Source organism: Streptomyces sp. NPDC048420, assembly GCF_040651535.1.
Classification (GTDB): Bacteria; Actinomycetota; Actinomycetes; order Streptomycetales; family Streptomycetaceae; genus Streptomyces.
Genome location: NZ_JBEZKG010000031.1, coordinates 35,752 through 49,310, shown reverse-complemented (window position 1 = coordinate 49,310; position 13,559 = coordinate 35,752). Strand labels below are relative to the sequence as shown.

Sequence of the window (13,559 nt, the reverse complement as noted above, 5' to 3'; positions counted from 1 at the left end):
TCTTCCCTTCATGGTTTCTGCCAACGCCGACCGTGCGGTCCGATAAGGGTCCGCCCGAGTTCCGGCTGTCGAAGACGCCATAGCCACGGACGTCCCCGACGGGCGATATACGGCTGAATTCCGCATGCGGCATCCGACCCGCGCGTCAGCCCGTCGCCCCCATTCCGCCAGTCGGCGGCCGCTTCGCCACCGCCGACTCGATCGAGTCCGTGTTCAGCTCACCGCTTCCCGTTGCCGCCCGCTCGCCCCCGTGCCGGCGGCGCATCCGCCGCGGCCTGCCGTGGCCCGTTTCTCCTCAGGAGCCGCTATGACTCACGCAGCGCAAGTCGACAGCAGTGCGGTGCCCGTCGCCGACGCACAGGAAATCAGCCGTCCCCCGCTTTCCCGGGTCATGATCGGCGTGGGCTTCCTGCTGATCGTCCTCTCCTACATGGTCAACGCGATGGACCGCCAGGTCTTCCCCCCGCTGCTGCCCAACATCCGGGCTGAGTACGGGTTCTCCCTGGAGCAGGGCGGCCTGCTGGCGACGAACTTCACCCTGGGCATGGCCCTGGCCGGACTGCCCGCGGGTTACCTGCTGGACCGTTTCCGCCGCAAGACGGTGCTGCTGGCCAGCATCGCGATCTACTCCGTGGGCACGATGGCCACACCGCTGGCGACCGGTTTCGCCGACATGACGTTGTACCGGGTCGTCTCGGGCTTCGGCGAGGGCATGCAGTCGGCCGCCATCTTCGCGGCGATGGGCGCCTTCTTCGCCCACCGGCGCGGCCTCGCCTTCGGCCTCATCGGCGTGGGCTACTCGGTCGGCGTGTTCGTCGCCCCGCTGATCGGGGTTCACCTCATGAGCGTGCACGGCACCTGGCACTCGCCGTTCTACCTGTTCGGCACGGCCGGGCTGCTGATCGCCGCCGCCTCCGCCTTCCTCGTGAAGGCCGGTCTCACCGAGCACTCCGTCGAGAAGACCGTGTCGACCGCGACGTACGAGTACATGCCGGCCTCCCCCTTCAACCGCAACACGATCGCTCTGGCCGTCCACTCAGTCGTCAGCGGTGTGGCCATCTACGGGTTCCTCGGCCTCTACCCGACGTACCTCATCACCTCGCTCCACTACTCCGCCGAGCAGGCCGCCCTGGCCATGAGCCTGCTCGGCTTCGGCGGGATGACGGCGGTGCTCGGCGGCTGGCTCGGCGACCGCGTGAACCAGCGCAACCTGCTGATCCTCAGCCTGGTCGCCGTCGCCGCCATCAGCGTGTGCATCTACGAGTCGCATGCGGGAGTCGGCGTCCAGTGCGTGTTCGCCTTCCTCATGGGCGCCTTCGGGCTGGGCTTCATCTATCCCAACACCAACAGCGTGATGCAGCGGGCCGTCCGCCCCGCGCAGATCGGACGCGCCTCCGGCCTCTTCGTCACCAGTTACTACGGGCCGGCAGCCTTCTCAGGACTGCTCTTCGCCGCCCTGGTGGACTCCTTCGGCTGGAGCCGGGCAGGTCTGCTACAGGTCACGGTCCTGCCGCTGGTCGGCGTCGCCGCGCTGGCCTTCGTCCGTCCCGCGCAGTTCAACAACGCGGCCCGCTAGCCCTGTCGTCTGCATCAGCTCGGCCGTGAGGACCGGTTCCTCTCGGCCGACCCGAGCGGGCCGTGGTGCGTGCAGCTGCAAGGCGGAGGAGGGAGTCGACGCGCGGGGGTCGGCGACCGGCGACAACGCCACAGATGTGCGCGCCACGGCCCGCGACGCCGGGATGATCCAACCGACAGGGCCCGGGGCGCACCGCCGACATGCAAAGGGGCCTGCCCACCGCCGAGCGGTGGGCAGGCCCCTTTGCATGTCACCTGGTCGGCGCCCTGATTCAACGGCTCTCGGCGACGACCGGATTACGCAGGACTCCGATGCCCTCGATCTCGACCTCCACCTCGTCTCCGGGACGGATCGGTCCCACTCCGGAAGGGGTGCCGGTCATGATCACGTCTCCGGGCAGCAGGGTCAGGTAGCGGCTGAGGTAGCTGACGATGCCGGGCACCGGGAGCAGCAGGTCGGCTGTGCTCGCCGACTGTACGACGGTGCCGTTCACACGGGTCGTCAAGGACAGTGCAGAGGGGTCGAGTTCGGTCGCGATGACGGGCCCGAGGGGAGCGAAGGTGTCCTGCCCCTTCCCGATGAGAAGCGTTCCGAACTGGCTTTCCTTGCGCTGGACGATGCGGTCGCTGACGTCATTGCCACACGTATAGCCGAGAATGTACTCATGGGCCTCGGAGGGCTTCACATGGCGGGCTTCCTTTCCCATGACGACGACCAACTCGCCCTCGAAATGGATCAGTTCGCCGTCCGCGGGATAGACGATGGCCTCACCGGGCCCCACTACCGCCGTACTCGGTTTCATGAAGCACACGGGAACTTCCGGAATCTCACGGTCGGTCTCGTCGACATGTGAGGCGTAGTTGTAGGCGAATCCGAAGATCCTGGGCCGCTCGACAGGCGAGAGGACGACCACGTCGCTTACTTCGTCGACGTGCCCCGTGGGAGCCGCCCCGGTAAAGGGATCTCCCTCGAATCTGGCGATCCTGACGTCACCGGCTTCCAGTTCTCCGTAGTGACACACGCCGTCGACGGCATACCTGACGATCCGCACGGACAACCTCCGCAACTAGGCAGCCGCGGGCGGCTGCACGGCCCTACCAGCAGTGCTAACGTTAGCATAGCCATCATGATCAGCCCGGCGCCTCGCTTCGCCGACCATGGCGCAGAACGTGAGCGCTATCGTTGGCATGCGAAACGGCACGGGACCAGTCAGCCGAGGAGGCCCCTTTCGTGGTCACGACCAGGGACATCGCCGAACGCCTCGGGATCTCCGTCTCGACGGTCGGCCGGGCGCTCGCCGACGACGCGCGCATCAGCGAGGAGACCAAGTTCCGGGTCCGGCAGACCGCTTCCGACATGGGTTACGTCGGCAACCGCGCGGCACGGATGATGCGCGGAGCCTCCAGCAACGTGGTCGCGCTGGTGATCCCGGACATCCGCAACAGCTTCTACTCGACGATCGCGCACGAGCTGTCCAAGAACATGGAGGCCGAGGGCTTCCAGCTGATGCTCTCGGAGACCGACGACGACCGGATGGTGGAGCTGCGTCATCTGCGGGAGCTGTCCGCGAACCGTGTGGCGGGCGTCATCATCGTGCCCACAGCGCGCCCGCACAACGAGTCCGTCAAACTCCTGCGCGCCGTACCGCACCTACAGCTGCTGCGCAGGAACCCGTCGCTCGGCACCCAGTGGTTCGGCGTGGACGACCAGGAGGCGCTGCGCCGGGCCACGGCCCATCTGGTCGCCCAGGGCCACACCCGTATCGCCTATCTCGGCGGTCCCGAGGAACTGCCCACCGGCGCGGAGCGTCTGCGCGGATTCCGCAGCGCCCTGCGCGAGGGCGGCCTGCCCGCCGAGGCCGGGCGCACGGAGCTGGGGCCGCCGGCGTCGGTGGACCACGGTCGCGAGTCGGTGCGTCGACTGCTGAAGGGGCCGGACGCGCCCACCGCGCTCGTCCTGGGGTCGGTCCAGCTCACCCTGGGGGTGCTGGAGGAGCTGTCCCGGCAGGGCGTGAAGGTGCCCGCGGAGCTGTCGGTGGTCGGCTTCGGAGACGAGCCCGGGTTCTCCTGGTGGGGCCCCGGGCTCACCACGATCGGCCTGCCGATCCAGGAAATGGCCACCGGCTGCGCCTTGTGGCTGCTGCGCCGCCTCAAGACGAAGCCGGACAACGACGGCCCGTACACCTCGGTCTCCCCCGGCTCCCTGATCCTGCGCGGCAGCACGGCACCGCCCGGCCCGGCGTAGGAGTGCCGTCCAACTCCGCCTGAAGGAGGGACGGACACCCCCGCCCCGCAGACGTGAAAGGCGCCCGGAGCATCGCGCTCCGGGCGCCTTTCAGTTCTCGGCGCCGCTCAGTACGTTCCGCTGCGCGGCCTCCTGCCGACCATGACCGAGCCCGGCGAACCCGCGCCGCCTGTGCTGTCCGACCGTCCAGGAGCGCGGGTCCGCCGGAGTTTTCGTCGGGCAACTCGATAATGCGAACGATAGCACTGAGGCTCCGGCGAGCCAAGAGAGCGGAAAAAAGCAACGCGTCCTGCCCTTTGAAACGCACCCGACCCCTTGACAGGACCGCCGAGGCTTCGCACGATTGCGCTATCGTTAGCACAGCGAGAGCCGCAGAGTATGAGCATCGCTCACCCTCCCCCTTCGCAGTCGAGCCAGGCGCCGCACGCCCGCTCATCGGCGAGGAACTGCGAACACCCACCCCGGGATGGGGGCGTGCGCGCGCCGATGACAGACACGGACGCCGCTCAGCACCCCGATCGTCCGAACTCCGAAAGGTTGCACCGCCATGACAGACGCGCGGATCTCCAGGCTCCACGCCCGCAGAGTGTGGGACTCACGTGGGCGACCGACCGTGGAGACCGAAGTGCACCTCGCGGACGGCGCGGTCGGCCGGGCCATCGCGCCGGCCGGGGCCTCGACGGGTTCGGGCGAAGCACTCGACCTGCGCGACGGCGGACACCGCTTCGCCGGTCTCGACGTCCGCCGCGCGGTGGGTTCGGTGAACCGTGAGATCGCACCGGCCCTCCTGGGCCGGGACGCGGCCGACCAGGAGGCCGTCGACCGCCTCCTCGTGAATCTCGACGGCACGCCAGACCGCGGCCGCCTCGGCGGCAACGCGATCGTGGCCACCTCCATGGCGGTCCTGCACGCCGCCGCCGCGTCGGCGGGCGTACCGCTGTGGCAGCACCTGTCGGGCGGGCGTCCGGTGCGGATTCCGCTGCCGGAGATCCAGATCTTCGGCGGCGGCGCCCACGCGGACCGCCGTGTCGACGTACAGGACTTCATGGTGGTCTGTCCCGCGGCGGGGAGTTTCGCCGAGGCCCTGGACTGGACGGCGGAGATCTACCGGGCGGCCGGCGGTCTGATGCGGAAGGCGGGCAAGGCGCAGGGCGTGGCCGACGAGGGCGGCTTCTGGCCCGCGTTCGACTCCAACGAGGAGGCGCTGGAGACACTGACCCTGGCGATCGAGACCGCGGGGTTCGCACTCTCGACCCAGGTCGGCATCTCCCTGGACGTCGCGGCCTCGCAGTTCGGCGGCGGCGGGCGGTACACCCTGGCCCTGGACGACCGCACGCTGGACACCGCCGCGCTGATCGACATGCTGGGCGGCTGGATCGAGCAGTATCCGATCCTGTCCGTGGAGGACCCGGTGGGCGAGGACGACACCGACGGCATGGTGGAGTTCACCCGCCGCTACGGCCACCGCTGCCAGGTGATCGGCGACGACTACCTGGTCACGAACGCCAAGCGGGTGGAAGCCGCCGCCACCAGTGGGGCGGCCAACGCCGTCCTCGTCAAGCCCAACCAGGCCGGCACGGTCACGGAGGCGTTCCAGGCCCTGCGCGCCGGGAAGGAAGCCGGCTTCGGCACCATCGTCTCGGCCCGGTCCGGTGAGACCGAGGACGTCACCATCGCGCACCTGAGCGTCGGATGGGACGCGGGCCAGCTGAAGGTGGGCTCGTTCACCCGCTCCGAGCGCATGGCCAAGTGGAACGAGGTGCTGCGTATCGAGGAGTCACTCGGCGAGTCCGCGGAATTCAGCGGATGGTCGGCCTTCACCTTCGCCGTCACCGACGGCGAATCAACGCCTTTCACGACCAAGCCGTAAAACGGTCTCAAAGTATTACAGTCATCGAAATATAGAGCCGATCGGAGCACGGAGACCAGCATGCTGCCACCCGTCAATCTGCGCCCGAGTTTCAACATCACCCGCTCCAGCCACGTCCGGCTCACCGTCGCCGACCTGGCCGAGAGCCGCAAGTTCTACACGAACGCCCTCGGTCTCGTCGTCAGTGACGAGGACGAGCGCACCTGCTACCTCCGTGGCCTGGGCGAAGCCTGCCATCACAGCCTCGTCCTGGAACTCGACGAGGAGCGGGCGGGAACCTGCCGGAGGATCGGGTTCCGCGTCTTCTTCGACGAGGACCTCGACCTCGCGTACGACTGGTTCCGTGAGCGGGGACTGCCCGCCGAGTGGGTCGACGTCCCGTACCAGGGCCGCACCCTGCACGTCAGCGACCCCATCGGCACGCCCCTCGAACTGTGCGCGCACATGGAGACCCGGCCGCGGCTGCACATCGACTTCGAGCACCACAAGGGCGCCCACGCCCAACGGCTCGACCACTACCAGATCTTCGCGCCCGACGCCTACGAGCTGTGCGCCTTCTACAGCGAGCTCGGCTTCCGCAACTCGGAGTACCTGGAGCACGGCGACAAGCTGCTGAGCGCGTTCATGTACCGCAAGGGGACCTGCCTGGACCTCGCGATCGTCGAGAACACCGGGCCCGCCCTGCACCACTTCGCCTACACCGTCTCCGAGAGCCACGACATCTTCACCGCCTGCGACTGGGCGGGCATCCTCGGCTACGGCGAAGGCGTGGAGCGCGGTCCGGGACGGCACGGTCCGGGAGGCATGCTCTTCGCCTACCTGCGCGACCCCGACGGCCACCGGGTGGAGGTCTTCAACAGCCACTACCAGACCATCGACACCGAGGTCGAGCCCGTGCGCTGGGACGCGGCGTCGCTGAGCACGAACGTCCGCTGGGGGCTTCCGGCGCTGGAGAAGTGGTACTTCGAGGCGTCGCCCTTCGCCGGCGCACCGCAGATCCCGCCGGCCGAGCCGCCGAAGCCCATGTCGCTGGAGCGGTTCCTGCTCGAACAGCCCCTCCCCTGACCTTCCCCTCTCGTAAGGACACGCCATGGCACGAGTTCCCTACGTTCGCCGCGAGGACGCGGACGAATCGCTGAAGCCGCTGTACGACCGGCTGGAGACCGAACGCAAGGTCCCGACGGCGAACATCTTCCTGGCCCTCACCAACGCGCCGACGCATCTGGACGCCTTCCTGACCTACGCCAACTCGCTGCGCGCGGCCGACCTCAGCCCCCGGCTGCGGGAACTGGCGATCCTGACGGTGGGCCACGCCACCAGGTCCGCGTACGAGGTCGCGCACCACCAGTCGCACGGTCTCAAGGCCGGGCTCACCGCGGAACAGCTCGCGGCGGTCGCCGACTTCGAGTCGTCCGACCTGTTCGACGACACGGAGAAGGCGGTCATGCGCCTCGCGAAGGAGTCCACGCTCCGGGTCGACGTCTCCGAGGAGACCTGGCGTGCCGCCGCCGTCCACCTGTCGGACCGGCAGATGGTCGAACTGTCGCTGTCCATCGCCTGGTACAACTCCGGCGTCCGCATCATGGGCCTGCTCGACATCGACCTCGAGGACAACTACCCCAGCCCGTTCCCGAATTCGTAGTTCTCGGCGCCGAACGGCTTATCAATTCAGGAGTATTTCAATGGCGAAAATGCTCGCTGCCCGACTGCACACGCTCGGTGAGCCGATGACCGTGGACACGGTCGACGTGCCCACGCCGCGGGCGACCGACGTGCTGGTGCGGGTCAAGGCATGCGGAATCGTGCCGAACATGGCCAACGTGATCACGAACTGGCCCACCTGGTACCCGCACCAGCCGTTGCCCAAGCTGCCCGCGATCTTCGGTCTGGACCCCGCGGGTGTGGTCGAGGCGGTCGGCGAGGCGGTGCTCAACACCAAGCCCGGCGACCGGGTCTACGTCAGCCCGCTGCGGTCCTGCGGCAGCTGCCAGGTGTGCCGCGGCGGCGAGCTCAGCCGGTGCCGCTACTTCACCCTGAACGGCTACTTCAGTACCTCCCGTGACGGTCAGCGGATCTTCGACCTCTATCCGTACGGCGGCTTCAGCGAGTACATGACGGCGCCGCAGTACTCGATCGTCAACATCCCCGACACCATGACGTTCGAGCAGGCCGGCAAGCTCGGTTACATCGGCACGTCCTACGGCGCCCTCAAGAACGCGGCGGCCGCCCCGGGCCAGGTCGCGCTGATCGACGGCATCACCGGCACCCTCGGTGTCGCCTCCACGCTCCTCGCGCTGGCCTCGGGTGTCTCCCGGGTCCTCGGGACCGGCCGCAACGAGGAACTCCTCAAGCGTGTCAAGGAGTTGGCGCCCGACCGGATCGAGGTCATGCGGCTGGGCGAGGGCTCGACCGGCGAGTGGGCCAAGTCCCGCACCGGCGGCGAGGGGGCGGACTTCGTCATCAGCGCGCTGGGTGCCAAGGCCCCGGTGGAGACGATGCTGGACTCCATGCAGGGCGTGCGCCGCGGCGGCAGGGTGGTCAACGTCGGAGGCGTCGCCGACCAGCTCCCCGTGGACGTCAAGTGGCTCATGGACGAGCAGGTCCAGCTGATCGGCTCGAACTGGTTCACCACCGCGCAGGGCCAGGAAGTCGCCGACATGGTGGCCACCGGGGCGCTGGACCTGTCCTACCTGATCACCAAGCCCTTCCCGCTGGCCGAGGTCAACGAGGCGATCTCGGGACGCGCGAGGGACCTCGACGGCGGATTCAGCAACTACGTGGTCCTCCCCTGAACCACGGGCCCAGATCTCCCCTACTCACCCCGCGGCGGTCCTGTTCTGCCCTGACGCCGCCGCGGGGTGTGCGGCAGGACCGGAGGATCCGATGGAACTGCGCTGGCTGGAATCGTTCGTCGTCGTCGCGGAGGAACTGCACTTCGCGCGGGCCTCGGACCGTCTGCACCTGGCCCCCTCGGCGCTCAGCGCCCAGATCAGAGCATTGGAGTCGCACCTGGGGGTACGGCTCATCGACCGCGGACGACGCACCCGCCCGGCGCTGACCAGCGCCGGGCGGTTGTTTCTCGAGGAGGCGAGGCTGACCCTCGAACAGGCCGCACGGGCCGAGGCGGTGGGCCGGCGTGCCGGTCGCGGGGAGCTCGGACACGCCCAGATCGCATACGTCGCCTCCGCCGCGTTCTCCGGAGTCCTGACCGACGTGCTCAACCGCTGCGCGGCCGAACTGACAGTGCAGGTGCGCGAGTTGGAGACACCCGCCCAACTGGAGGCGCTGGCCTGCGGGGACGTCGACGTCGGCTTCCTGCGCTGGAGGCCGCGGTACCCACCCGAGGTCACGGCCACGTGCCTGCTCACCGAGGACGTCGTTCTGGCACTGCCCGCCGCCGCTCCACTGGCCGCCTACGAGGCCGTACCGGCGGCGAAGTTGCGCGACGAGTGCTTCGTGGCCCCGCATTTCGACGAGGAACACGGCTGTCAGGACCAGATCCTGGAGGTGGCCGCGCAGGGCGGTTTCCATGCGCGGTGCGCTCCTCCGGTGCGGGACTTCATCGCGGCGCTGACCCTGGTGGGCGGCGGCCTCGCGGTGGCCCTGGTTCCGGATTCACTGCGCCGCGTGAACATCCCGGGGGTGGCGTACCGGCCGCTGGCCGACGTGTCGCTGACCACCCGGCTCGTCGGCGCCTACCGCAGGGGCGAGACCTCGCCCGCGGTCCGCGGAGTGATCCGCCGGCTGCGCGAGGCCGCCGCCGCGACGGTCACCGAAGTCTGAGGCTTTCGGTCCCGAACCAACGCATGTTTGTACGTGGATGGCGCACCGTTCAAGCAGGTCAGAGGGGGTGCGACCGGCCTACGCTCAACACGGCAGCACACACCGGAGGGACAGGCGGAGCAGCACATGACATCGATCAAGCACGTGGGCGTCGTAGGCGCGGGTCAGATGGGCCGGGGCATCACCGAGGTCTGCGCCCGGGCCGGGCTGCGCGTCACGTTGTGCGACGTGACCGAGGACAGGGCCCGGGCCGGTCTGGCCGGCGTGGCGGACTCCCTGCTCAAGGCGGAGAAACGCGGCGCCATCGTGGCCGGGGACCGCGCGCACGCCCTGGCCGGGATCTCGGTCACCGGCGATCTCGCCCGCCTGTCGGGCGCGGATCTGGTCATCGAGGCCGCCGTCGAGGACGAAGAGGCCAAGACGGCGCTGTTCCGCCGACTGGGCGAGGTGGTCACGGACCCGGCGGCCGTGCTGGCGAGCAACACCTCCTCGATCCCCATCGCCCGGCTCGCGGCCGCGGCAGGCAGGCCCGACACGGTGGTCGGGCTGCACTTCTTCAACCCGGTCCCCGTCATGCCGCTGGTCGAGGTCATCCCCTCGCTGCACACCTCCAAGGCCACGGAGCTGCGGGTGCGTTCCTTCGCGGGCGAGATCCTGGGCAAGAAGACGATCGTCGCGCAGGACCGCGCGGGCTTCGTGGTGAACTCCCTGCTGGTTCCGTACCTGTTGGCCGCGGTCCGGATGGTTGCCACCGGTACCGCGACCGCGGAGGACATCGACACGGGGATGACGGCCGGCTGCGCCCACCCCATGGGCCCGCTGCGCCTCACCGACCTCATCGGCCTCGACACCGTGGCGGCGATAGGAGAGGCGCTGTACGAGGAGTACCGGGAGCCGCTGTACGCCCCTCCCCCGCTGCTGCGCCGCATGGTCGAGTCGGGTCTGCTGGGCCGTAAGTCGGGACAGGGGTTCTTCAGTTACGAGGCCGCCTGAGTGTCCCTCAGGCCGCCAAGGAGTTGGCGGGCAAAAGCGAAGTCCGAGCAGGGGATTGCTCGGACTTCGCGGCATTTCCAGGGTGACGTCAGCCCACAGCGCGGCGGGCGGCCACTTCCTCCGTGAGCTGGGGAGCCACCGTGAACAGGTCGCCCACCACGCCGAAGTCGGTCAGGCCGAAGACGGGTGCCTCCGGGTCCTTGTTGACCGCGACGATCGTCTTGGACGTCTGCATCCCGGCCAGGTGCTGGATGGCCCCGGAGATGCCGAGGGCGATGTACAGCTGGGGAGAGACGGACTTGCCGGTCTGTCCGACCTGGTACTGGTGCGGGTAGTAGCCGGCGTCGACCGCGGCACGGGAGGCGCCCACCGCTCCGCCCAGGACGTCGGCCAGTTCCTCCACCACCTTGAAGCCGTCCGCTCCCCCGACGCCGCGTCCGCCGGACACCACGACGGCCGCCTCCGTGAGCGCGGGACGGTCGCCCGCGAGCACGGCACGGCGGGCGGTGATGCGGGCGGACGCCGCGGGGTCGATCGGCAAAGGAGCGAGCACCCGATCCCGCGCTTCCACCGGATGCTCCGCCGGTTCGAAGGACCCCGGTCGTACGGCGATCACCGGTACGCCATGGGTGACCTCCGAACTCACGGTGCAGGACCCGCCGAACACGATCTGGGTGACGGTGCCGGCCGAGTCCAGGCCGACCGCGTCGATCAGCAGCCCGGCGTCCAGTCGTGCGGCGAGACGGCCGGCCACCTCCTTGCCGTCCGTCGTCGCGGACACGAGTACGGCGGCGGGAGCGGCCTCCCGGACCGCGAGTTCCAGGGCGTCGACGGCGGGCGTGCCGAGAAAGTCGCCCGCTTCGGCGGACTCGGCCGCGTAGACGTTCACGGCTCCATGACGGGCGAGGGACTCCCCGAGGCGGGCCGTCGTACCGGGGGTTCCCACGACGACGGCGGCCGGATCGCCCAACTGCCTTGCGGCGGCCAGGAGTTCATACGTGGACTTGTGGACGCGTTCCCCGTCGTGGTCGACGAGGACGAGGACATCGGGCATCGGTGCCTGCTTCTTGGTCGGAACGGTTCAGACGAGCTTCTGGGCGATCAGGTATGCGGCGAGCTCACGCCCACCCGAGCCGTCGTCCGTGATACGGAGTCCCGCGGTCCGCGCCGGCCTCGGCACGGCGTTCACCACGCGGGTGCGGGTCACGAGGAACCCCGTGTCGTCCGCGCCGGGGAACAGGTCGTCGAGGTCGACGGTCCGCACCGGCTTCTTCTTCGCGGCCATGATCCCCTTGAAGGAGGGATAGCGCGGCTCGTTGATCTTCTCGGTGACGCTCACCAGCGCGGGCAGCGGCGCGTCGAGCGTCGCCTCGCCGCTCTCGGTCTCGCGCTCCGCGCGTACCCGCCCCGCCTGAACGGTCAGCTCCCGCGCGTGCGTCAGCTGGGGCAGGCCGAGCAGGTCCGCGACGACGGCGGGGACCGCGCTCGTCTGTCCGTCGGTCGTCGCGTTGCCCGCCAGCACCAGGTCGACGTCCGGCACGGTCCGCACGGCGGCTGCCAGGACCTTCGCGGTGGTCACCACATCGGCTCCGTGGAGTCGGTCGTCGCAGATGTGGATGCCGCGGTCGGCGCCCATCGCCAGGACCTTGCGGACGGCGTCGAGCGCGGAGCCGGGTCCCATGGTCACGACGGTGACCTCGCCGCCCTCGGCCTCCTTCAGGGTCAGAGCCTCTTCCGCGGCACGCTCGTTGATCTCGTCCAGGACGGGATCGGCGCCCTCGCGGTCAACGGTGTGGTCGCCTTCGGACAGGGCGCGCTCCGCCGCGGTGTCCGGGACCTGCTTGACGAGTACGACGATGTTCACGTTCCTCTTCCTCCGGTCGCCGGTGCTCAGCGGAACGCCGGGTAGCCGGTGACCGCCTGACCGACGACCAGCGTGTGCATCTCGCTGGTGCCTTCGTAGGTGAGGACGGACTCCAGGTTGTTGGCGTGACGCAGCGGCGAGTACTCCAGTGAGATGCCGTTGGCTCCGAGGACGGTGCGGCACTCCCGCGCGATGGCGATCGCCTCCCGGACGTTGTTGAGCTTGCCGACGCTGATCTGCTCCGGCCGGATGCGGTGCTGGTCCTTGAGCCGGCCCAGGTGCACGGCGAGCAGCGCGGCGTTGCCCACGGACACGCTCATGTCGGCGAACTTCTTCTGGGTGAGCTGGAAGGCACTGATCGGCTTGTCGAACTGGACCCGGGAGTCGGCGTATTCGACGGCCGCCTGCAGCGAGTCGCGGGCCGCGCCGACGGCGCCGAACAGGATGCCGAAGCGGGCCTCGTTCAGGCAGGACAGCGGTCCGCGGAGCCCCTGCGCGAGCGGCAGTCGCGCCGCGTCGGGCAGCCGTACGTCGTCGAAGTACAGCTCCGAGGTGATCGAGGCGCGCAGCGACATCTTCTGCTTGATGTCCTGGGTGGTGAAACCGGGGGTGCCACGGGGCACGAGGAAGCCGCGGATGCCGTCCTCGGTCTGCGCCCAGACGGTGGCCACGTCGGCGATACCGCCGTTGGTGATCCACATCTTCGATCCGTTGAGGATCCAGTCGTCGCCGTCCCGGACGGCCCTGGTGCGCATCCCGGAGGGGTTGCTGCCGAAGTCGGGTTCGGTCAGGCCGAAGCAGCCGATCGCCTCACCGGCGGCGAGCCGGGGCAGCCACTCCTGCTTCTGCTCCTCCGAGCCCCACTTCCAGATGGAGAACATCGACAGTGAGCCCTGCACGGAGACGAAGCTGCGGAAACCGGAGTCCGCCGCCTCCAGTTCCATGCAGGCCAGTCCGTAGCTGACGGCGTTGGTGCCGGCGCAGCCGTACCCTTCGAGGTGCATGCCGAGCACGCCCAACTTGCCGAGTTCGGGCGCGAGTTCGCGAGCGAAGTGGGCGTTCTCGAACCACTCGGCGAGGTGCGGGCGGACCCGGTCGGCGAGGAACCTGGCGACGGTGGCCTGGATCTCGCGCTCCTCGTCGGTGAGGACGGAGGCGATGTCGAGCAGTTCGAGGGGGTCCTTCAGTGGCGTGCCGCTCATGTGGGGCTCCTTTGTCATCGGTAGGGA

General features: G+C 69.2%; 12 protein-coding genes. 8 read left to right on the top strand and 4 right to left on the bottom strand.

All coding sequences use genetic code 11. From position 1 onward, the window contains the following. Window positions 1-307 precede the first annotated feature (307 nt). Window positions 308-1,576 (top strand): MFS transporter, encoded by a 1,269-nt coding sequence (locus AB0D34_RS39950; protein WP_362671271.1) that lies wholly within the window; start codon window positions 308-310, stop codon window positions 1,574-1,576. 271 nt (window positions 1,577-1,847) lie between these two features. Here AB0D34_RS39950 and AB0D34_RS39945 read toward each other — a convergent pair whose 3' ends face one another. Further along, window positions 1,848-2,627 carry a fumarylacetoacetate hydrolase family protein gene (locus AB0D34_RS39945; RefSeq protein ID WP_362671269.1) on the bottom strand — a complete coding sequence of 260 codons (780 nt, stop codon included), beginning with the start codon at window positions 2,625-2,627 and terminating at the stop codon, window positions 1,848-1,850. A 179-nt stretch (window positions 2,628-2,806) separates the two neighbouring features. Between AB0D34_RS39945 and AB0D34_RS39940 the strand changes: the two genes are divergently transcribed. The 7 genes from AB0D34_RS39940 (at window position 2,807) to AB0D34_RS39910 (ending at window position 10,466) form a co-directional block, all read left to right on the top strand. After that, on the top strand, window positions 2,807-3,820 hold the full coding sequence (locus AB0D34_RS39940) for a LacI family DNA-binding transcriptional regulator (protein ID WP_362671266.1): 1,014 nt from the start codon (window positions 2,807-2,809) through the stop codon (window positions 3,818-3,820). Between the two features lie 547 nt (window positions 3,821-4,367). Further along, complete coding sequence (gene eno / locus AB0D34_RS39935) at window positions 4,368-5,690, top strand: phosphopyruvate hydratase (RefSeq protein ID WP_362671264.1); 1,323 nt, start codon at window positions 4,368-4,370, stop codon at window positions 5,688-5,690. A gap of 60 nt (window positions 5,691-5,750) precedes the next feature. Further along, the gene (locus tag AB0D34_RS39930; RefSeq protein ID WP_362671261.1) at window positions 5,751-6,755 is read left to right on the top strand and encodes a VOC family protein; all 1,005 of its coding nucleotides are present in this window, start codon (window positions 5,751-5,753) and stop codon (window positions 6,753-6,755) included. 25 nt (window positions 6,756-6,780) lie between these two features. Next, on the top strand, window positions 6,781-7,332 hold the full coding sequence (locus tag AB0D34_RS39925) for a carboxymuconolactone decarboxylase family protein (RefSeq protein ID WP_362671260.1): 552 nt from the start codon (window positions 6,781-6,783) through the stop codon (window positions 7,330-7,332). Between the two features lie 40 nt (window positions 7,333-7,372). Next, on the top strand, window positions 7,373-8,482 hold the full coding sequence (locus tag AB0D34_RS39920; RefSeq protein WP_362671257.1) for an alcohol dehydrogenase catalytic domain-containing protein: 1,110 nt from the start codon (window positions 7,373-7,375) through the stop codon (window positions 8,480-8,482). Window positions 8,483-8,573: 91 nt separating this feature from the next. Continuing rightward, complete coding sequence (locus AB0D34_RS39915) at window positions 8,574-9,473, top strand: LysR substrate-binding domain-containing protein (RefSeq protein WP_362671255.1); 900 nt, start codon at window positions 8,574-8,576, stop codon at window positions 9,471-9,473. A gap of 126 nt (window positions 9,474-9,599) precedes the next feature. Continuing rightward, window positions 9,600-10,466: a 3-hydroxybutyryl-CoA dehydrogenase gene (locus AB0D34_RS39910; protein WP_362671252.1), complete on the top strand. Its 867-nt coding sequence runs from the start codon at window positions 9,600-9,602 to the stop codon at window positions 10,464-10,466. Between the two features lie 88 nt (window positions 10,467-10,554). Here AB0D34_RS39910 and AB0D34_RS39905 read toward each other — a convergent pair whose 3' ends face one another. From AB0D34_RS39905 to AB0D34_RS39895, 3 genes are read right to left on the bottom strand one after another with little or no spacing between them, the layout of a single operon-like run. Further along, window positions 10,555-11,520, bottom strand: a complete 966-nt coding sequence (locus AB0D34_RS39905; RefSeq protein ID WP_362671250.1) for an electron transfer flavoprotein subunit alpha/FixB family protein — start codon at window positions 11,518-11,520, stop codon at window positions 10,555-10,557. Between the two features lie 27 nt (window positions 11,521-11,547). Continuing rightward, on the bottom strand, window positions 11,548-12,330 hold the full coding sequence (locus AB0D34_RS39900) for an electron transfer flavoprotein subunit beta/FixA family protein (RefSeq protein ID WP_362671247.1): 783 nt from the start codon (window positions 12,328-12,330) through the stop codon (window positions 11,548-11,550). A 26-nt stretch (window positions 12,331-12,356) separates the two neighbouring features. Then, window positions 12,357-13,532: an acyl-CoA dehydrogenase family protein gene (locus tag AB0D34_RS39895; RefSeq protein WP_362671245.1), complete on the bottom strand. Its 1,176-nt coding sequence runs from the start codon at window positions 13,530-13,532 to the stop codon at window positions 12,357-12,359. Between the last annotated feature and the right edge of the window lie 27 nt (window positions 13,533-13,559).